The organism is Bradyrhizobium nitroreducens (genome assembly GCF_002776695.1).
In the GTDB taxonomy this organism is placed as follows: domain Bacteria; phylum Pseudomonadota; class Alphaproteobacteria; order Rhizobiales; family Xanthobacteraceae; genus Bradyrhizobium; species Bradyrhizobium nitroreducens.
In genome coordinates this window covers 3,691,577-3,711,593 of sequence record NZ_LFJC01000003.1, presented here as the reverse complement: position 1 = coordinate 3,711,593, position 20,017 = coordinate 3,691,577, and the positions used below count along the sequence as shown (strand labels likewise).

At 65.4% G+C, this 20,017-nt stretch carries 20 protein-coding genes; 8 read left to right on the top strand and 12 right to left on the bottom strand.

From position 1 onward, the window contains the following. Positions 1-114: 114 nt before the first annotated feature. From cckA to TSA1_RS17965, 4 genes are all read left to right on the top strand, one after another. Positions 115-2,694 carry a cell cycle histidine kinase CckA gene (cckA, locus tag TSA1_RS17980; protein WP_100177524.1) on the top strand — a complete coding sequence of 860 codons (2,580 nt, stop codon included), beginning with the start codon at positions 115-117 and terminating at the stop codon, positions 2,692-2,694. Between the two features lie 197 nt (positions 2,695-2,891). Then, the gene (locus TSA1_RS17975; protein ID WP_100177523.1) at positions 2,892-3,908 is read left to right on the top strand and encodes a Tim44 domain-containing protein; all 1,017 of its coding nucleotides are present in this window, start codon (positions 2,892-2,894) and stop codon (positions 3,906-3,908) included. A gap of 145 nt (positions 3,909-4,053) precedes the next feature. Beyond that, positions 4,054-4,728, top strand: a complete 675-nt coding sequence (locus TSA1_RS17970) for a lectin (RefSeq protein WP_100177522.1) — start codon at positions 4,054-4,056, stop codon at positions 4,726-4,728. A gap of 208 nt (positions 4,729-4,936) precedes the next feature. Continuing rightward, positions 4,937-5,644, top strand: a complete 708-nt coding sequence (locus TSA1_RS17965) for a glutathione S-transferase (RefSeq protein ID WP_100177521.1) — start codon at positions 4,937-4,939, stop codon at positions 5,642-5,644. Here TSA1_RS17965 and TSA1_RS38895 read toward each other — a convergent pair. The 5 genes from TSA1_RS38895 to TSA1_RS17950 all read right to left on the bottom strand — a co-directional run bounded on the left by TSA1_RS38895 (position 5,641) and on the right by TSA1_RS17950 (position 9,215). Next, the gene (locus tag TSA1_RS38895; RefSeq protein ID WP_145984330.1) at positions 5,641-5,826 is read right to left on the bottom strand and encodes a hypothetical protein; all 186 of its coding nucleotides are present in this window, start codon (positions 5,824-5,826) and stop codon (positions 5,641-5,643) included. The genes TSA1_RS17965 and TSA1_RS38895 overlap by 4 nt on opposite strands. 118 nt (positions 5,827-5,944) lie before the next feature. Next, a complete protein-coding gene (locus TSA1_RS17960; RefSeq protein WP_100177520.1) occupies positions 5,945-6,619 on the bottom strand; it encodes a methyltransferase family protein in 675 nt (224 codons plus the stop codon). 86 nt (positions 6,620-6,705) lie between these two features. Continuing rightward, on the bottom strand, positions 6,706-7,827 hold the full coding sequence (locus tag TSA1_RS17955) for a helix-turn-helix transcriptional regulator (RefSeq protein WP_100181191.1): 1,122 nt from the start codon (positions 7,825-7,827) through the stop codon (positions 6,706-6,708). Between the two features lie 374 nt (positions 7,828-8,201). Next, positions 8,202-8,375: a hypothetical protein gene (locus tag TSA1_RS39745; protein WP_018321873.1), complete on the bottom strand. Its 174-nt coding sequence runs from the start codon at positions 8,373-8,375 to the stop codon at positions 8,202-8,204. Positions 8,376-8,741: 366 nt separating this feature from the next. Continuing rightward, entirely contained in the window at positions 8,742-9,215 is a 474-nt protein-coding gene (locus TSA1_RS17950; RefSeq protein WP_100177519.1) for a hypothetical protein, read from the bottom strand. A gap of 314 nt (positions 9,216-9,529) precedes the next feature. Between TSA1_RS17950 and TSA1_RS17945 the strand changes: the two genes are divergently transcribed. Both TSA1_RS17945 and TSA1_RS17940 read left to right on the top strand, forming a co-directional pair. After that, positions 9,530-10,279, top strand: a complete 750-nt coding sequence (locus tag TSA1_RS17945; protein ID WP_100177518.1) for a hypothetical protein — start codon at positions 9,530-9,532, stop codon at positions 10,277-10,279. Between the two features lie 234 nt (positions 10,280-10,513). Beyond that, complete coding sequence (locus TSA1_RS17940) at positions 10,514-12,169, top strand: fumarate hydratase (RefSeq protein ID WP_100177517.1); 1,656 nt, start codon at positions 10,514-10,516, stop codon at positions 12,167-12,169. A 160-nt stretch (positions 12,170-12,329) separates the two neighbouring features. Here the strand turns inward: TSA1_RS17940 and TSA1_RS17935 are convergent, their stop codons facing one another. The 6 genes from TSA1_RS17935 to TSA1_RS17910 form a co-directional block, all read right to left on the bottom strand. Further along, positions 12,330-13,250, bottom strand: a complete 921-nt coding sequence (locus tag TSA1_RS17935; RefSeq protein ID WP_100177516.1) for an SH3 domain-containing protein — start codon at positions 13,248-13,250, stop codon at positions 12,330-12,332. Positions 13,251-13,265: 15 nt separating this feature from the next. Continuing rightward, positions 13,266-13,562 (bottom strand): hypothetical protein, encoded by a 297-nt coding sequence (locus TSA1_RS17930; protein WP_100177515.1) that lies wholly within the window; start codon positions 13,560-13,562, stop codon positions 13,266-13,268. A 163-nt stretch (positions 13,563-13,725) separates the two neighbouring features. Then, entirely contained in the window at positions 13,726-14,280 is a 555-nt protein-coding gene (locus TSA1_RS17925; protein ID WP_100177514.1) for an inner membrane-spanning protein YciB, read from the bottom strand. 12 nt (positions 14,281-14,292) lie between these two features. Next, positions 14,293-14,880 (bottom strand): hypothetical protein, encoded by a 588-nt coding sequence (locus TSA1_RS17920; RefSeq protein WP_100177513.1) that lies wholly within the window; start codon positions 14,878-14,880, stop codon positions 14,293-14,295. A gap of 76 nt (positions 14,881-14,956) precedes the next feature. Next, positions 14,957-15,214 (bottom strand): hypothetical protein, encoded by a 258-nt coding sequence (locus tag TSA1_RS17915; RefSeq protein ID WP_100177512.1) that lies wholly within the window; start codon positions 15,212-15,214, stop codon positions 14,957-14,959. 56 nt (positions 15,215-15,270) lie between these two features. Further along, positions 15,271-16,668, bottom strand: coding sequence for a carotenoid oxygenase family protein (locus TSA1_RS17910; RefSeq protein ID WP_100177511.1), 1,398 nt, complete (start codon positions 16,666-16,668; stop codon positions 15,271-15,273). Between the two features lie 106 nt (positions 16,669-16,774). Between TSA1_RS17910 and TSA1_RS17905 the strand changes: the two genes are divergently transcribed. Next, entirely contained in the window at positions 16,775-17,503 is a 729-nt protein-coding gene (locus TSA1_RS17905) for a TetR/AcrR family transcriptional regulator (protein ID WP_100177510.1), read from the top strand. Positions 17,504-17,524: 21 nt separating this feature from the next. On the opposite strand, the gene TSA1_RS17900 is transcribed toward TSA1_RS17905, so the two are convergent. Further along, entirely contained in the window at positions 17,525-18,130 is a 606-nt protein-coding gene (locus TSA1_RS17900) for a hypothetical protein (RefSeq protein WP_430649799.1), read from the bottom strand. Positions 18,131-18,293: 163 nt separating this feature from the next. Between TSA1_RS17900 and TSA1_RS17895 the strand changes: the two genes are divergently transcribed. Next, positions 18,294-18,860 (top strand): SET domain-containing protein, encoded by a 567-nt coding sequence (locus TSA1_RS17895; protein ID WP_100181190.1) that lies wholly within the window; start codon positions 18,294-18,296, stop codon positions 18,858-18,860. The last annotated feature ends 1,157 nt before the right edge of the window (positions 18,861-20,017 follow it).

Below are 20,017 nucleotides of genomic sequence, written 5' to 3'. Positions count from 1 at the left end.
CAGCGTACCTTTCGCCCCCGCTGCCCTTGCACCTCAGGGTCCGATTCAGGCAGGGAGGACCCCGCGCGCTTCGAAGCGCGTTGATTCTCTGCCCACAGGCTGCGCCAGCTTGAGATGACCGCCGAGACCGACCACGACCTCACGCGAGATCCCGTTGCGGCGCACGAGCCGTCGCCGCGCTCGGGCAGCATTGCGCTGGTGCTGCTGGTGGCCGCCGGCCTCGTTGCCGTCGCCGTCGGGCTGATGACGCTCGGGCGCGCGCAGGCCCAGCCCTACATCCTCGGCACCCTCGCCGTGCTGGCGATGGTCGGCCTGTTCAACCTGTTCGCCTTCGCTGCCGGCATCATCCGCTTTGCCGACCGCAATCTCGATGATCCCATCATTGGCCGCATTGCCGATCACGCCTTCGACGGGCTCGCGGTCACTGATAGCCGCGGCCACGTGGTCTATTCCAACGCGGCCTATCTGACGCTGACCGGCGCCAGCGGGCCGCAGGACGTGCGCCCGGTGGAGCGCGTCTTCATCGGCAATCCCGATGTCTCCGAAGCCGTGTTCCGGCTGCTGAAGGCCGCGCGCGAAGGCAAGCGGCAGCAGGAGGAGGTGCGCATCTCCGGCCAGGACGGCAGCCAGGGCCGCTGGCTGCGGATGCGCGTGCGCCCGCTCGGCACCGGCAAGCGCGAGGGGAAATACGCGGTGTGGTCGATCGCCGACATCACCCGCGACCGCGAGCGCCAGGAGGACGTGTTCCAGGAGCTTCAGCACGCCATCGAATATCTCGATCACGCGCCGTGCGGCTTCTTCTCGGTCAATCCGGCCGGCGAGCTTGCCTATGTCAACGCGACGCTGGCGAACTGGCTCGACTACGACCTCGCCGAGATCGGCTCGGGCGGGTTGAAGCTGACCGACATCGTCTCCGGGGACGGCGCCTCGCTGCTCACCGCGATCGTGGCGGTGCCGGGCGAAGTCAAGACGGAGGTCTTCGACATCGACCTGCGCATGCGCACCGGCAAGACCATGCCGGTGCGGCTCTATCACAAGCTCGCCTTCGGCGCCGACGGCGCGCCGGGGCCGTCGCGCACCCTCGTCATCAGCCGCGCCCGCGACGAGCGCAGCGATCCCGACCGCGCCGCCGAAGTGCGCTTCATGCGCTTCTTCGACCATACGCCGATGGCGATCGCGACGGTGGACCGCGGCGGCAACGTCGTGCGCGCCAATGCGCGCTATGCCAAGCTCGGCCAGGCGCTCGGGCTGGACAGCGCCTCCAAGTCGATCTTCCGTGCGGTCAATTCGCGCGACCGCCACCTCCTGATCGCGGCCATCAACCAGGCCTCCGAGGGCCAGGCCGACATCGCGCCGGTCGAGGTGGCGCTGGAAGGCACCAAGGAGCGCTGGGGCCAGTTCTTCGTCACGCCGGTCGACGGCGGCGAGAACGACGCGGAAGCCGCCATCGTGCACATGCTCGAGACCACCGAGCGGCGCGCGCTGGAGAACCAGATCAACCAGTCGCAGAAGATGGAGACGGTCGGCCAGCTCGCCGGCGGCATCGCCCACGACTTCAACAACGTGCTCTCCGCCATCATGATGGCGAACGACTTCCTGCTGAACGCGCACAAGCCGACCGACCCGTCGTTCCAGGACATCATGCAGATCAAGCAGAACGCGACGCGCGCCGCCACCCTGGTGCGGCAGCTGCTCGCGTTCTCGCGGCGGCAGACGCTGCGGCCGCAGGTGCTCGATCTCGGCGACGCGCTGTCCGATCTCACCATGCTGCTGCGCCGGCTGATCGGCGAGAAGGTCAAGCTCGACCTCGTCCATGGCCGCGACCTCTGGCCGGTGAAGGTCGACGTTTCCCAGTTCGAGCAGGTGATCGTCAACCTCGCGGTCAACGCGCGAGACGCCATGCCCGATGGCGGCAAGCTGATCATCCGCACCGCCAACGTCACCACCGAGGACGCGGGCAAGCTCGCTTACAAGGGCATGCCGGCCGCGGACTATGTGCGGATCGAGGTCGCCGACACCGGCACCGGTATTCCCGCCGACATCCGCGACAAGATCTTCGAGCCGTTCTTCTCGACCAAGGAAGTGGGCAAAGGCACAGGCCTCGGTCTTTCGACGGTTTACGGCATCGTCAAGCAGACCGGCGGATTCATCTACGTCGATTCCGAGCCGGGGCAGGGGACCTCGTTCCACATCTTCCTGCCGCGTCACCATGCCGAGCCTGAAGCCCAGGTCGAGCAGGCTGCGGCTGCGGCCAGCGCGACCAACGGCACCGCGAAGGAAGCCGCGGCCGTCGAGGCCAAGCCGCGCACCGATCTCACCGGGCAGGGCACGATCCTTCTGGTCGAGGACGAGGAGGGCCTGCGCGCGCTGAACGCACGTGGCCTGCGCTCGCGCGGCTACACCGTGGTCGAGGCCGAGAACGGCGTCGAGGCCATGGAGGTGCTGGACGAGCAGAGCGGGGCGATCGATCTCGTCGTCTCCGACGTCGTGATGCCCGAGATGGACGGCCCGACGCTCCTCAAGGCGATGCGGGAGAAGAACCCCGACATCAAGTTCATCTTCGTCTCCGGCTACGCCGAGGATGCCTTCGAGAAGAGCCTGCCCGAGGGGCAGCAATTCGACTTCCTGCCAAAGCCGTTCACGCTCAGCCAGCTGGTGGCGGCAGTGAAGGAGACGATGGCGAAGCAGGGATGAGTGAGGGGGGCGGGGAAAGAGCGGAAATTCCGTCCCAAAGTCGCCGGTAACCGACAACCATTGTTCCCGCGCGCTTCCGGCCAAACCCCCGCCAAATATGGGCTTTTGCCACATCCCCGCGACTGAGGGCCGCAGCCACAAGTTCCGAAAGCGGCTTCACTTTTCGGGAAGTCTGCCCATCTTAGGGGCACGTCCCCATGCCGGGGATATGGGAAACGCACATGACTTTCTCGCAACGCTCCCGCAGTCTCTTCAAGACGATCGCCGTCGTGCTGGCGCTTGCGCTGCCGACTGCGCTCGCCATCTCGTCCGCCGACGCGCGTGTCGGTGGCGGCATGTCGTCGGGCTCGCGCGGTTCGCGCACCTATTCGGCTCCGCCGTCGACCACGACCGCGCCGGGCTCGGCCTCGCAATTCAACCGCACCTACACCCAGCCGGGCGCAGGCATGAACTCGGCTGCCGCCGCGCCCGCGCGCGGCGGCCTGTTCGGCCGTGCCGGCGGCTTCATGGGCGGCCTTGCGGCCGGCTTCCTCGGCGCCGGCCTGCTCGGCATGCTGTTCGGCGGTGGCCTGTTCGGCGGCCTCGGCGGCCTGTCCTCGATCCTGGGCCTGATCATCCAGATCGTGCTCGTGGTGTTCGTGGTGCGGCTGGCGATGTCCTGGTGGCAGCGCCGTCACGCGCCGCAGGCGGCCTATGCCAATGCCGACGCAGGCGCAGGTCCCGGACCGCAGGCGAATCCGCGCAGCGGCCTCGGTGGCGGTCTGGGTGGTGGCCTCGGCGGCTTCGGCTTCGGTGGTGCCAACAACGCGCCGCTCGAGATCAAGCCGGATGACTATGAAGCGTTCGAGCGCCTGCTCGGCGACGTCCAGACCGCCTGGTCGAACGAGGACGTGGCCAAGCTGCACACGCTCGCGACGCCGGAGATGGTCTCCTATTTCGAGCAGGACCTCGCCCAGAACCGCGCGCGCAACGTCGTCAACAAGGTGACCAACGTCAAGCTGCTGCAGGGCGATCTTGCGGAAGCCTGGCGCGAAGGCGAGACCGACTACGCCACGGTGGCGCTGCGCTTTGCGCTCACCGACAAGACGCTGGACCGCAACAGCGGCACGCTCGTCGCCGGCAGCGAGCAGCCCGGCGAGGCCACCGAAGTCTGGACCTTCGCCCGTCGCCCCAACACCGGCTGGGAATTGTCGGCGATCCAGCAGACCAACTGATCGCTGGCGATTAAGAGAAACCAGGGCGTCGTGCTTCCGGCACGGCGCCTTTTTCTTTTGGGCGCCTCGTGCGGCATTGGAATAAGCGGATGCGCCTCGGGTTGAAATTCAGGCGGCCAGCGACCAGCACAATTGGGAGGACAGGATGATCCGCATCGAGAGATCCGTGACGATTTCAGGACTCGCGCTCACGCTGGCGTTGCTCGCGGCGCCGTCCGTGCAGGCGCAGCCGGCCGACATGACGTTCTTCGTGACGTCCAGCGGCCCGGGCAAGGGCGCCGATCTCGGAGGCCTCGAGGGAGCCGATGCGCAGTGCCAGAAGCTGGCTCAGGGCGCCGGTGCGAAGACCTGGCGCGCCTATCTCTCGACGCAGGCCGCTGACGGCAAGCCGGCCGTCAACGCCAAGGACCGCATCGGCAGCGGACCGTGGCAGAATGCCAAGGGGGTGGTGATCGCCAAGGACGTGGCCGAGCTGCACGGTGCCGCCAACAACCTCACCAAGCAGACCGCACTCAGCGAGAAGGGCGAGGTCATCAACGGCCGTGGCGATACGCCGAACCGGCACGACATCCTGACCGGAACGCAACCTGACGGCACCGCGTTCGCGGCCGGCGACGACAAGACCTGCAAGAACTGGACGTCGAGCACGCAGGGCGCGGCGGTGGTCGGCCACGCCGATCGTCAGGGCCTGCGCGACGACGAGCCGTCAAAGTCGTGGAACAGCTCGCACCCCTCGCGCGGTCCCGACGGCGGCTGCTCGCAGGCCGATCTCAAGAGCACCGGCGGCGACGGGCTGACGTACTGCTTCGCCGCGAATTGAGCTTAGGGGCGCGACGCTCTCTCCACTCGTCATTGCGAGGAGCTCTTGCGACGAAGCAATCCAGAGTCTTTCCGCGGAGACAGTCTGGATTGCTTCGCTGCGCTCGCAATGACGGAATGTACTGCGAGAGGGTTCCGTCTCATCCTCACGGACCCCTCGGGCACATGCTACATTGGTCCGATCGCATCCACGCTCACGGACCCCTCCCATGAAATACGAGCTCTACTACTGGCCCGAGATCCAGGGCCGCGGCGAATATGTGCGGCTGGCGCTGGAGGAGGCGGGGGCGGCTTACGTCGACGTCGCGCGTGGCCCGCGCGGCACGGCGGCGATGATGAAGATGATGGAGGCGCAGAAGGGCACGCCGCCGTTTGCGCCGCCGTTCCTGAAAGCGGGCAAGCTCGTCATCGGCCAGACCGCCAACATCCTGCTCTATCTCGGCAGCCGGCACGCGCTCGCACCGAAGACGGAGGCCGGAAAACTCTGGGTGCACCAGCTTCAACTCACCATCACCGACCTCGTGGTCGAGATCCACGACACCCATCATCCGCTCGGCCCCTCGCTGTATTACGAGGACCAGAAGCCGCCGGCGAAGAAACGCACGGCCGAGTTCTGGAGCGAGCGCGTGCCGAAATATCTCGGCTATTTCGAGCAGCTTCTCAGCGAGAACGGCGGCGCGTATGTCACCGGCCGGAAGCTGACCTATGTCGACCTCTCGCTGTTCCAGATCGTCGCCGGGCTGCGCTATGCTTTCCCCAAGCGCATGACGGCGTTCGAAGCGGATATTCCGGGCCTCGTTGCCCTGCACGATCGGGTCGCGGCGCGGCCGAACGTCAAGGCCTATCTCGCAAGCCCGCGCCGCATCCCCTTCAACGAGCAGGGCATCTTCCGCCGCTACAAGGAGCTGGATAATTAGCCGGTCCGGACGGCGGCTGGCGGCAGCCCCCGTTCCGGACCGGCCGCTTCGGGCGCGATCAGTCGCCCGAACCCGTCATGGCTGCCGCGCGCCTGCGAACGCTGCGCGCCAGATCGATCGTCTGAAGCACCGGGGTCGGGAGCGAGATCGTGCTCGTCGGGACAGGGGGGCTTGCAGAACATCGTCGCGTCTCCCGTTGCGTGGTGCGATTGCTCTAACGAGGTTCGCTCGCTGCGACGTCAGTCGATCGGAGGAGGGAGGCGCGATTTTCTCTGCGATGCACAGGAGAGCGAGGCGCCCTCACCAGACGCCGGGCACCAGGCGATAGCGCACCCGTGCCGCATAATCGGCATAGCCCGGCAGGCCCTCGCGCAAGGTGCGTTCCTCGATGCCGATGCGGATCGCGAGCAGGAGGACCAGGACGGGGACCATCACTAGGCCCCACCACGAGCCCAGCAGCAGCGGCACGCCGGTGAAGAACAGGACCATGCCGCTATACATGGGATGACGCACGTGAGCGTAGGGGCCGGTCGAGACCACATGCTGCGCGCGCTCGGCCTGCAGCTTCACCACGGGGGCCGCGAACGAGTTCTCGCGGAAGACCCAGAGTGTGAACAGCGTCGAGAGCAGGAACAGCGCGAAGCCGGCCGCCTGCAACGCGACCGGCATGTCGGACGCTTCAAGGCGCCGGTCGACGCCGATCAATGCAAGCCAGGCCAGCATCGCAACGACGAAGACGCTCATGAACACCTTGTCGGCGGCAGGCTGATCCTTCTGCAGGAGCGGTCGCAGACGCTCGGCGAGCAGCGCCGGATCGATCCGGTAGAGCCACCAGCCGCAGAGTGGGCCGAGCAGGATGCACGTCGCGAGAAACACCCAGGCCGCGGTCCAGCGCAAGGTCCCTGCGGACGCGAACAGCAGCGCGCCCATCGCTGCGGTGGTGATCGTGTTCTGCAGCAGCAGCCTGGCGATCATTGTCGATCTTGTCCCATCAAACGCCAGCGCATTGACAGCATGTCTTTCCGGCAGACATGCGGCCGGCAAGGTGATCGAGACCGCCCTCAGACCTTGATCGGCGGTGTGAAGGCCGCCACCAGCCGAACCAGATCGGCCTGTCGCTTGGTTCCGGTCTTGACGAAGATCCGGGCGAGATGGGTCTTGATGGTCGTTTCGGCGAGACCCATGCTTCTGGCCACGTCGGGAACTCCGCCGATCTCGACAATGGACAGGAAGACGCGCAGCTCGGTCGGCGTCAGCTTGAACAGCTTGCGGATGAGGTCGGGCGCGACGATCGTATCGAGCGCGGCCTTGCCGACGAACAGCACGGCGCAGGCGTCGTAGCTGGCGCCGAATCTCTGCCGGCGCCCCGCTGTCAGCGGCAGGAGATGTCCGACATAATGCGAGCCGTCGCGCGCCGTCAGATGCAGCGAGATGCTCGCGCTCGTCATCGTCCGGTCGCCGAGAACCGTGCCCGCCAGCGCCTGCCGCAGCACGCGGTCGGTGTTCGGATCCGATGTTACGAGCCGGCCGCGGACCGAACGCAGCACGTCGGCCTCGTCCAGAATCTCGTGCGCGCTCGCATTGAGGTGCGTGATATGGCCTTCGGCGTCGAGCAGCAGGACGGCGGTTCGCAGTGCGTCGAGCGTGCGGACCGATGTCGTCTCCAGCTCGTTCTGGTGATGCAGCTTCTGTCTCACCAGCATGGCCCGCTGCAGATGCGGCGTGAGGTGGGAGATTACCTGGTACATCCTGCGGTCGACGGGACCGCCGCCCTTCATGATCGAGAGGCGGGATATTCCTGTCGAGGATTTGTCGAGCAGGACATTGGCGGCATCCTCGAGACCCTGCGGCCGCGTCCACTCGTTGTAGAACATGGTGGTCCGGAATTCGTCGACGTCGATCCAGTCCCCGATCGTCTGGATCTGGCCGACCGGCGCGTGGAGCACGGCGCGCGACGGATCGAATGGCTCGTAGGTTTCGATGTAGGATTGAATATAGGCCGGGTCGACGCCGACGGCATGCGAGATCACGGGCTCGCCGGCTGACCCGATCCGCACCAGGCCGCCGCTCTGGCCGCCCGCAAGGTTGACGATGCTGCCCAGCGTCGCCGACCACCTGGAATCGTCGAGCGCGGCGTCGTAGATGTCGGCCACCAGCGACAGCAGCTTGTCATTCATTTCCATCGGCTTGTCCCACGGTCGCTTGCCCACCGGATGCTTGGACGGGCTGGTTCGTCCTCGCAGATGAGCACGCCCGGTCGGGAAGTTTGATGAGCGGGATCACACTTGAGGGCGTGCGCCGATCCGGAGGCGGGCCTTATCCGCGCCAATGATGCGCGAAGGGCAAGGAATTGGGAGGGCCGATGTGACGTGCGCGCGAATGGAACCCGCGCGCGCATGACGGCGGGCAGGATCGTGTTCGGCAATTGCAATCTTGCGATCATGCGCAGGTCCCGGGGGGCCGCGCACGAGTTTGATCCCTTTATCCGGCAAAGATGCGGCCGGATGCGAAACGGGCCCGATCGACCGGATCGGGCGATCCGTTCGCGCGGGGCCGATCAGGCGAGCTGATCGATCCGCGTGCCCTGACCCGGCGGCAGCGGCGCAGGCGGCTGCGGCTTGTAGGTCGGGTCGGCGTCCTTGGTCTTGGTTTGATCGTCCTGCTGCTTGGTCGTGTCGTAGCTTGGCACCACGATCGCGATCGGCGGCGGGGCAACGGTAGAAACCTTCATCCGCAAATCCTCACATATGGAAACAATTGAGCCTGCGCCGCGAGGCGCGAAAATTCCTTCAAGGCAATCGTTAAAATGCGAGGGATCTGGTGCGATGGGAGGGTCCGTGTTTGCGTCTCATCCGCGTGGTGTCAGAGAAACGACGAGACCTCTCCCCGTCATTGCGAGGAGCTCGCGCAAAATTGCTGAGCAATTTTTGCGCTGGCGACGAAGCAATCCAAACCGCCTCCTCGAAGGGATTCTGGATTGCGTCCGCCTTCGCCAAGGCTTCGGCGGACAAGTCGCTACGCTCGCAATGACGGAGAATGTCGCAGGCAGCACCGCGGCGCATGCGCCGCGCGTGCGCGGACAGGGCGCGCGCCCCGCCTATTCGTCCTTGCCGCGCGTGATCGCGATGGAGGCGTCCGTCTTGGTGCGCGTGCATTCCATGTTGAGGCGGCGATAGCGCATGTTGACCTTGTCGCCGCGCAGCAGGCCCATCCGCTTCAGGCAGCGTGTCGCGCCGGTCGTGGTGTCGTCCTTGGTCACGGTGAAGACGATCGCCGCCATCGATCCCACCAGCGTGTAGAACTCCGGCTTGGGCTTGCGATCGCCCTTGGCATAGAGCTCGATCGAGTACTTGTCGCCGCGGCAGCCGACCGACAGCTCCTTGGCCGCCGGATGCGAGAGGTAAACGACGTTGCCGGCTCGGAAATTCACCTTCATGCGCTCGACCTGGTTCGCCAGCTCCTTGGCGCTGTCGTCGCAACGATCGGCGCGCGCGGGCGAAGTGAGGGTCACAAGGCCGGTGATGGCGGCGGCGACCAGGATCGCGCCGCGGACGTTCAGTTTCAAAGTCATGTTGAAAAGCCCCTTGGAGCCCCCATAAAAGCCCCGGACCGGACGAAGAGCAAGAGTGGCCTTCCCGGCTGGTGTTTCCATCCCCAAACGCAGGACGGCTGCGACATCGAAAGCCCCCTATGGGTTGGAGGTCTGTGTCGCGCCCGGAGTCTTTCGAAAGACGGCCCAATCTCAAGTCGAAAACCCGTTTCCAAGAACATCCATTGGGAGTATTATTTCGGGCGTATTACTCGTAATTGCATTTCCTCCGGGGCGCTTCAAGCGGGACTGAATGCGCGGTCCTGCGCTTCGGCAACCGATTTCGAGGACACCCCATGGCTGACACAGCTGAGACATCCCTGTCTGAAGCAACAGATGTCGCGTCAGTTCTTCAGAGCGCGATTGAACTCAAGAATTTCGCGGTTCGTCGAGGCCTTCCCGTCCCCGACGCCCTGCTCAAGGATCTTTCGGAGATAAGCGCGAGCTTTCGCGATCAGGAGCACGCGCCGGACGTGGACTGCCGTCTCGATGCGCTGATACGCGATCTCACGAACATTACGTGGCCGACCACGACGAGGACGCTGGAATTCGCAGCACAGAAGGGCAAGGTCCACTTCTTTCAGAGGCACTTTCGTGGGTTTCTTTTTGCTCTGCTTCTCTTTGCGCTATTTCTATCGATTGGAAGTTTGATTGCCGCGAGCGGCGAGAAGCACAGCGATCTCGGAGAACATCTCTTTCCTCTGGCGCTTGGGCTCCTGGGGTCGACGACGTATATCTTCTTCAGCCTGATGAATGTCGTATCGGAGCGGGCGGTCGACGAGAGCGACGTCTTTTCCAGCTACGCCAGGTTGATGCTGGGTCCCGCGTTCGGGTGGCTGTTCGCGCAGGTTTTCAACGTCTCGATAACCGCCTCGACCGCCACCAATGCGAAGTCGCAACTGCTGCTGCTAATTCCTTTCGTGGCCGGATTCAGCACACGCTTGGTGCTCGGGATCATCAATCAATCCATTCAAGCGATCGAAATCACGCTGGGCCTGAACGACAAGCGAACTGAATTGAAGAATCGCAGTACGACGCGGAGATGAAAGCCGACGTTGATGCAATCTGAGGCATGATGCCCGCCGCCGGCGCCCGGCCGGAGGCGGCTGACGGCTGGGAGAGGATCGCGGTGGCCGTCCTGCATGGGCGAGGGATCGCGAAATCCAGGGCTCACCCATGAGCCGGGCGGGCTTCCGGGGCGCTTCCCTTTGCGGCAAAAGAGCTTAGAACGCTTCTATGCCGAGAGGCCCGCCAGGGCTCCAAAACCCCGAGATTCGCCCATGAACGCTCCGACCGCCTTCCCCGACCAGTCCAAGCCAGTCCCGCCCTACAAGCACACCCCGTTGTTCCCGCTGGGCAAGGACGAGACGCCCTACAAGAAGATTTCGTCCGAGGGCGTCAGGGTCGAGAAGGTCCTCGGCAAGGACATGCTGGTGGTGTCGCGCGAGGCGCTGCGGGCGCTGTCGGAGGCGGCTTTCGGCGACATCAACCATTACCTGCGGCCCGGCCATCTGAAGCAGCTCCGCGCCATCCTGGAGGACGGCGAGGCGAGCCCGAACGACAAGTTCGTCGCGCTGGACTTCCTGAAGAACGCCAACATCGCGGCCGGCGGCGTGCTGCCGATGTGCCAGGACACCGGCACCGCGATCATCATGGGCAAGAAGGGCTGCAACGTCATCACCGACGGTGAGGACGAGGCGGCGCTGTCGGAGGGCGCGCGCGATGCTTACCTGCGCCGCAATCTGCGCTACTCGCAGGTCGCGCCGCTCTCGATGTATGAAGAGAAGAACACCGCCAACAACATGCCGGCGCAGTGTGAGATCTACGCCGAGGGCGACGACGCCTACAAGTTCATGTTCATGGCGAAGGGCGGCGGCTCCGCCAACAAGAGTTTCCTGTTCCAGGCGACGCCCTCGGTGCTGACCAAGGACCGGCTGCTCGCGTTCCTGAAGGAAAAGATCCTCACCCTCGGCACCGCGGCGTGCCCGCCCTATCACCTCGCCATCGTGATCGGCGGCACCTCGGCCGAGCTCTGCATGAAGACGGTGAAGCTGGCCTCCGCCCGCTATCTCGATGCGCTGCCGACCCACGGCTCGCCCGACGGCAACGCCTTCCGCGACGTCGAGATGGAGAAGGAAATCCACAAGATGACGCAGAGCCTGGGAGTGGGGGCGCAGTTCGGCGGAAAATATTTCTGCCACGACGTGCGCGTGATCCGCATGCCGCGTCACGGCGCCTCGCTGCCCATCGGGCTTGGCGTGTCCTGCTCGGCCGACCGCCAGGTGCTCGGCAAGATCACGAAGGACGGTGTCTATCTCGAAGAGCTCGAGCACAACCCGGCGCAGTACCTGCCACAAGTCGAAGAGTCGCTCGGCGGCGAGGTCGTCAAGATCGACCTCAACCAGCCGATGAAGGACATCCTGGCGACCTTCTCGAAATATCCGATCAAGACGCGCGTCTCGATGACCGGCACCATGATCGTGGCGCGCGACAGCGCCCACGCCAAGCTGCGCGAGCGGCTGGAGAAGGGCGAGCCGCTGCCGGATTACTTCAAGAACCATCCGGTGTATTACGCGGGACCAGCCAAGACGCCCGAGGGCTACGCCTCCGGCGCGTTCGGTCCGACCACGGCGGGCCGCATGGATTCCTTCGTCGATCAGTTCCAGGCCGCCGGCGGCTCGATGGTGATGGTCGCCAAGGGCAACCGGGCGCCTGCCGTGCGCGAGGCCTGCAAGAAATATGGCGGCTTCTATCTCGGCTCGATCGGCGGGGCCGCGGCGAACCTTGCCGAGCACTGCATCAAGAAGGTCGAGGTGCTGGAATATCCCGAGCTCGGCATGGAAGCGATCTGGCGCATCGAAGTCGTCGATTTCCCGGCGTTCATCATCATCGATGACAAGGGGAACGACTTCTTCAAGGAGTTGAATTTGGGCTAGCTCTTCACCTCGCCCCGCTTGCGGGGAGAGGTCGGACTTTGCGCGTTGCGCAAAGTCCGGGTGAGGGGGACTCTCCACGAGTCCGACTGTCACCGTCCTCGCGGAGACTCCCCCTCACCCCAACCCTCTCCCCGCAAGCGGGGCGAGGGAGTCGAGAGAGCTAACTGCAAGTCGTGACCTGGTTGGAGCACAGCGCGCGCCACCAGCCGCGGACGCCGTCGTGGCTCTCGACGAGACCCCAATATCCGCTGCAGGCGAGCAGGCGCTTCGGCCCGCCGTCGCCGTCGATCGGGCCGCCGAGCTCCCGCTGGGCGGGCATCCATTTGGCGTCGACGAAGGGCGCCTGGAACAGGCCGCCCATGCGGGTGGCGCCATTGGCATAGGCGGCGCCGATCTTGTTGGAGGCGACCCAGCCACGCCCGGCATAGGGCTTTGGCGCGCTGCGCGGGTATCGCTTCTCGTCCTCGTAGTCCTTGCCCGGCGGCTTCGCACCTTCGATCAGGAACCAACCGCTCTTGAAACCGATGATGCGGAATTCGGTGAGCCAGCCGCCGTCGGGCGTGTTCTCGGCGCCGCCAAGCTTGAGCCGGTAGGGCGGCGGCAGCGTGCCGAGCACACGCGCCGACGTTGACGGCTCGGCGCGTACATTGAGGCCGCCTGGATCCTTGTCGATGGACCAGGCGCCGAGACTGCAGGGCTCGGTGCCCTCAGGCAGCGCCGCCCGCTTTGCCGCGAGCTCGGCGTGCAGCCTGGCGAAATCGGTCTCGTCATTGTCCGGATCGGGCTCCGCGCGGGGCTTCAACTCGGCGGAGACGGCGCGCGTCGCATCCGGTGTCAGCGTGACCACGAGGGCCTGCCGCGCGGCGAACACGCTTGCCGGTGTCTTCGGATCGTTCGACGTCGCGGGATAGACGGCGAGATAGCCTGTCGAACCCTCGGTTCGATAAGCGGTGCCGGCGACATAGCCCGCCGGCACCATGGCGAGCGCGCTGGCGCGCCACGCCGGTTCGGTGTCGTCCGCGCGCGCCGCTTGTGCCGCGACGCACAGCATCGTCGCCGCGATGAGACGGAGCGCGCGCATGATGGCTGGGCGGCCTTACGCGCGGGCGCCGGTGAACGGGAAGCTGCCCATCGGGCCGATGCCCATCTCGCCGTTCATGCTGTCGCCGGAGACGGTGCCGGTGAATTCGAGCGTGAGCGGCATCGGCTTGTCGATCGAGACCTTCCAGGAGACGTTGTCGCCTGAGACGGTGCCGTCGAAAATCTCGGCGGTATTACCTTCCGCGCCCTGCGAGCCCGTGAGCGTGCCGCCCGCGGCCTTCAGGCTCAGCGTCGCCTGGCGCTCGCCCATCGGCGTCGTCATGGTCAGATTCCAGTTGCCGTCTACGGCCATTCCCGTCTCCCGAACAAATCCCGGCGGACCGCGACGATCCGCGGCCAGTCCTTAAGCGAGCCTATAGCTCAACTCGCGGCTCCTGACTAACCCTCGAATAGGGCATTGCAGCACGATCCCGAAAAGCGTGCCGCGGTTTTCGGTAGCGCGATCACGTCGCGCTTCAGGCGCGGGCGGCGGCACGGCGGCGGCTGGTGACGATGAGCCGGAGCACGACGTACTGCACGGCGAAGGCGAGGATCTTGGCGCCGCCGGCGACCACCGTGAGATAGAACGCCCACAGCTTCAGGTCGCCCGTGGAGGCGACCACGATCATCCCGGCGCCGATCACGAACATCAGCACCGCCCAGGCATAGCCTGCAGCCGTCACATATTCCGGAACGGTCTCGACGACCATCGGCGGCATGTAGCGCAACATCCAGCCGCGCTTGAGCATGATCGCACCGATGGCGAAATGCGCGATCGACGGTTTTGCCATCATGAAGCGGGGATCATTGGTCAGCAGCGTGATCGCGCCGAGGCCAACCACGAGCGCGAGGCTCGCATAGGTCATGTAGTTGAGCTGCTGGCCCTTGATGCGGGCGTAGATCACCTGCGCAATCGCCCCGGCCACGGCCACCGAGGTTGCCAGGATGACGTTGTCGGTGACGAGATAGACGACCAGGAAGACAATCGCGGAGAAGAGATCGGAGCCGAGGCGGGCGAATACGTCCTTCATCGTCAATCCTGTTCAGCGGGCGGTGGGCAAGACGGTGGGCAAGGCGCGGGCAGCCGTACCGTACTTGATCTGGCGATACTCCGGATACCACTTTGTGAAGTAGATCGCGCTGTTGCGGGCGGCAAAGGCAACCGCAAGGCTGGTCCAGAGCGGCAGGCCCGGGACGTAGAGCAGCACGAGATTGGCGGCCGCCATCAGCAGCGCGGCCACGGTCCAGGCGCCGGTGATGACGTAATTGGCAGTGAGGAAGCCGGGCATCGCCGCGGTCTCGGCCGGCACCGATTCAAGCGCATATTGCAGCGTGAAGGGACGGCGGAGCAGGATCGATCCGAGCGAGAGGGCGAAGATGCCGATATCGACCGACAGCTTGACGCCCAGTGTGCCGAGTTGCGGATCGAGCAGCGCGAGGTAAAGGCCGATCGCGGCGAACACGACCGCCGAGCCGGCGGCCAGGATCTTCACCGAGCGGCCGCACGCCACGTCGACCGCGATGGTGGCGAGGCAGATCGCGGAGGCCGCGAACACGCTCATCGTGGCCGACGTCACCAGCATCAGGAAGCTGTAGGCGCCGTAGGGCGCGAGGATCAGGAAAATCGTCATGGGCCGCCTCGGTCTGGCCGATCTTTACGGTGTAAAGATCAATAATTCAGGGCAGGCGTCGGGTCAAGCGAAATCTTTACAGTGTCAAAATAACGTAAGCGGCATATAAAAGCTGAGCAGCCGCAACGGCTTGGTCGGATACCTCCTCGGCCAATTCGGCCCAGGGCAGGTGCGACAGGAGGGGGATTGCGCAGGCGATCGCCAGGCCAAGGGCAAGCAGGATGCCGCCATTGAAGATCACCTGGCCGCTCCGCCGCAGCCGGACGACCTCGATTGTGAGCGCGGCGCCGATCAGTGCGAGGATGGCGAGCAGGTCTGCGGTGATCGAGGGCATCTGCTGGGACCTTTCGGTGACAGATCCGTGCTGTGGCTTCGTTGGTATGACGGGCGCTATTGCGCGCCCACCCAATTGCCGTGAAACCCGTCCGGCACGCGATGGCCGAGCTGGACCAGCGCGACGGGGCCCGCCTCGACATCGGTGGCGTTGAACACCGCGAGGTCGCTACGGTTCTCGCGTGCCCGCCAGACCACCGCGAGCAGCCAGCCATCGCCTTCGACGGAGTCCTTCGCGCGCTCGACGAACACGGGCTCGGAGATGGTGTCGCCGGCGGGCAGCAGATAATGGCCGAGCCGCCGTCCATTGCCGTCGACATGGACGACGCCGGAGAGCGCGCCGAACATCGGCAGTTTCGGATTGGCGCAGGCGTACCAGCCGTGGCGGTTCTTCAGCCCGGCGCGGCGGTCGTCGATGCGCGGGAATTCGCCGGTGAGATCGTCGAGGTAGGTCTGCTGGAAGCGGTCGGTATTGCCGGAGAGATCGAAGGTCCAACGGCAGTGCCGGGCGCGCGACTTCTCCGGATCGGTCGGCCGTCCATCGGGATGCGGAAACAGCGGCGCTTCCTCGAATTGCATGACGTCGGCCACGATGCGGTTCTCGTCCTCCCACGCATTCATGATGTGGAGGACGTAGCAGGCGTCACCGCGGAACCAGACGATGTCCTTCGCGGTGCCGCTGCGCTTCATCACGCCGACATAGGCGCCCTTGTTCGGCTCCCAGGCATAAGGCGGCCGTCCGCTCATGGCGCGCTCCATGCTGCCGGTGATGGGCAGGATCGGAAACAGCACATGGTTCGCGGTGACGATGAAGTCGTGCACCATGCTGGCATAGGGCGCTTCGAACCGCTCGAAGCGCGTCGCCTTGCCGGAGGCGTCGATCGAGCCGTAGGAGAGCGCGGGCGTCAGCGGACCTGCCGCGTTGTAGCCGAAGAACACCAGCTCGCCGCTCACGGGGTCGATCTTCGGATGCGCGGTGAAGCTGCCGGCGACGCGGCCCTGGTAGTCGTGATAGCCGCGCGTCGCCAGCGTGCCGGGCTCGATCTCGGTCGGCAGATGCGCTTCTTCAAGCGCCAGCAGCTTGCCGGCATGGAAGATGATGTTGGTGTTGGCGACGCCGCCATCGGTGAGATCAGCCGGCGCGTCCGGCAGCTTGCGGCCGAAGCCGCCGAACAGGGCGCGGCCGGCATCGTGCTCGGCGAGCCATTTCGGCGTGCGGACCCAGCGGTTGCGGTAGCTGGCGCGGCCGTTATCGAGATGGAAGGCGTGCAGCATGCCGTCGCCGACGAACCAGTGCGCGCCGGGGGAATCGAACTGCGGATTGGGACCGTTACGATAGAGCACGCCGTTCAACTCGCGCGGCAATTCGCCGATGATCTTGAGGAAGGGCGCGTCGGCCTCGAACGGGATCGGCGCGATATTGTTGCGACGCTCGGCGACGGTGTCGTGCAGCACGGCATATCCCTCCCTATCTTTACATCGTAAAGATCAGATAGCGCCGATCGTCCTTTCGGTCAAGTGAAATCTTTACACTGTCAATATTGCGTCATATAGCTTGCAAATGGCCAAGACCGACACCAAGAGCGACACGGCGCGAGGCTCGCGCACCCCCAGGCGAACCACGCCGAGCGCGGCATCGCGCGGCTCACGGCGCGCGGGAAACGCGAAGACCGAGACGCCGTACCATCACGGCGCCCTGCGCGAGGCACTGCTCCAGGCCGCCGAACGCGTGCTGGAACGCGACGGGCTCGCCGGCCTCACCTTGCGCGCGGTGGCGCGCGAGGCGGGCGTCTCGCACGCCGCGCCCACGCATCATTTCGGTGATCTCACCGGCCTGCTCAGCGAGCTCGCGGCCGTCGGCTTCCGCCAGTTCAACGCGGCGATGGCATCGGCCTGCGACACCGCCACCACGCCGCTCGCGCGCGCGCTGGCGCGGCCGAAGGCCTATGTTGCCTATGCGCAGGCCCATCCTGGCATGTACGGCATCATGTTCCGCACCGAGCGGCTGGATTATTCCAGGCCCTCGCTGCACGAGGCGGCCGAAGCCTCCTTCGCCGGACTTGCGAATGCGGTCGGCATGATGCGGCAGGAACAGATCAGTGGCGACGCGCTGACCTTGAACCAGGGCGCCGCGATCGCACGCGCCTGGTCGATGGTGCACGGCTTCACCACGCTGCTGCTGGACGGCCGGCTCGAGGACATCCTCGGGCGGCTGCCCGAGGGGACGACGGCGGAGCGGCTGCTCGAGGCGATGCTGACGGTGCCCGTGACCACGAAACTTCCCGCATAGCGCTGTTTGACCCGTCGAGGCCTACCGCATCGTCGCCAGCTCGACGGCGCGGCCGCGCGTGCCGATGATCTTCACCTCGTCCTTGCCGCAAGTAAAGCCGCGGGCGAAATCGTCCGCGGCCTTGCGCGCCAGCTCGTTGGCGGTCGGGTTGGCGATCGCATCGACATAGGCGACATGGCAGACCGGGCCGGGCGGCAGCCGGGTCACGACCAGCATGGCCTTGGTGTTGGGCCGGCCCTGCTTGTCGGGATCGCTGTTATCGGCGATGTGCCAGCGCTGGATGATCGCGAACGGCTTGGCGCCCATGGCGCGCCATTCGATCGTGGTCTCCGACGAATTGAACGGGGCGAACCAGACCTTGGCCGCCGGTTCCTCGGCTGCAGCCCTGCGATTGCGGCCGACCGAGACGATTTCGCGAAGATCGTCCTCGGCAATCAGCACCACGAGACCCGCCTTGCCCGGACAGCTGCGCGTCGTGCTGCCGTCGAGCTCGCTCGCTTTGCCGATCTGGCGGCAATCCTTTGGCGCCGTCGATGTGTAGGCGCTGCCTATGGATTGGGCGGCAGCGCTGTTCAGGCCGATGCATGTCGTCAGGACAACCAGTCCGATGCGGGTGATACGGTTGATCATGAGGCTTCGATGGTCCGGGAACTCGCTTCCATCAGACGTCTTGATTGTGGGCAAGGTTCAAACAGGGGTGGGATAGACCTGACAGCGACGCGGAATCGTTCTAGAAGAGCGGCTTCGCCTGAGGCATCGTGCCTCGTTCGCGTTCTCATTTCTCTTGATCATGCCAGCCATCGCTTCCAGCAAATCCTATCGTGTCGGCCGTTCCAAGACCGGGCTCGGCCTCTTCGCCACCAAGCCGATCAAGAAGGGGACCCGGATCATCCGCTATTTCGGGCCGATCCTGGATTCGCGAATCCCCGCGCACGACGAGATCGAGAACAAGTACCTGTTCGAGCTCAACGGCCGCTGGACCATCGACGGCTCGGTGCGCAAGAACCTCGCCCGCTACATCAACCATTCCTGCCGGCCCAACGCCGAGTCCGACGTCCGGCCGCGCGAGCGCAAGGTCTTCATCCGCGCCATCAAGAACATCGAGCCGGGCGACGAGATCAACTACGATTACGGCACCGACTATTTCAAAGCCTATCTGAAGCCGATCGGCTGCAAGTGCGAGTCTTGCGAGAAGAAGCGCAAGAAGCTGCGCGCCGAGGCGCGGGCGGAAGCCGCCAAGGTCAAGGCACGCAAGGCGAAGAAGGTTGTCGCCAAGGGGTCGAAGAGCAAGGCCGCCAAGAAGAAGAAGCTGAACGGCCACGCCGTTGCCAAGGTTGGCGGCCGCGCACGCGCTTAGCTCCGCGCTCGTGCCCCGGACGCAGCGCAGCGCCTCTTTGGCGGTGCGCTGCAGAGCCGGGGCCCATCTCAGCTCGATCTATATTGGCACAATCTGGGTCCCGGCTCTGCGCTGCAACGCCAAGAGCGTTGCAGCGCGTCCGGGACACGAGAGGCCGCACGCCGCCGCCACATTCCCGCTCTTGTGCAATCCAATATTACGGTTCGGCAGACACCGGGGGCGATGGCCTGCGCCAGGACCATCTGTGGCGTGACGAGGCCGTGTCGACCCGTCGGGCAAAACACCCAAAACCAGTCAATCCCTCCCGCCAAAAATATATCGCTTTTCCGAATTTCGGATTTATGGCATACAGCCGCCATCCCGGCCCTGCCAGAGGGGCGCTTCGCGATCGTCACGAGATGCGGGTCGGGGTGCGGTGGACGCGGTAGCGCCGGCGCGATTTGCGTGAGGACAGGGCGGGCAACCGTGAGTCTCAGGCGATGCGCATACGACACGGCGCGGTCACAGCGGTTTGGTCGATGGTCCGGGGCGGGCACACGCAAGCCCCGGGCGCTGAGGCCGGGCCGTCCGCGGACGGAGAAGTCGTGTGGTCCTGGCGCCCGGGGTTCTGGCGTCAAGGCTTGCGGTGATGTGGCGACCAACCGGCACGCGCATCGATCAGCCGCAAGGCGACGGGGGCAATAGTGCAACGCTCCCCGAGGAGAGCACGAAGGACACCGTTAAAACCATCCGCGCAGGGAAGGCCGGGCGACCGGCATCACCTGTGGTCCACCCCGTGTGCGTTCTTGACGCCCACGGACCTGCGGGTGCCGCCGGCGCCCGGCCTTCCCTGCGCCCTTTGGCAATCGACGGGCGCAAGACGGCAGCAAAGCTCGGGCGAAATCCGCCGCGAGAATGGAATGGCGCGCCTGTAAGTTGAACTGAGAGTGGCAAGATGACCGACGATGCACCTTGCTCCGTCATTGCGAGGAGCGCTTGCGACGAAGCAATCCAGACTGATTCCACAGAGGCAGTCTGGATTGCTTCGCTACGCTCGCAATGACGTGGGGAGAGCGAGCGCCACGCGGGTGCTCTCGTGCCCCGGACGCAGCGCAGCGCTTCTTCTGCGATGCGCTGCAGAGCCGGGGCCCATGTATCCGCGAGCGATCCGTGTGGCA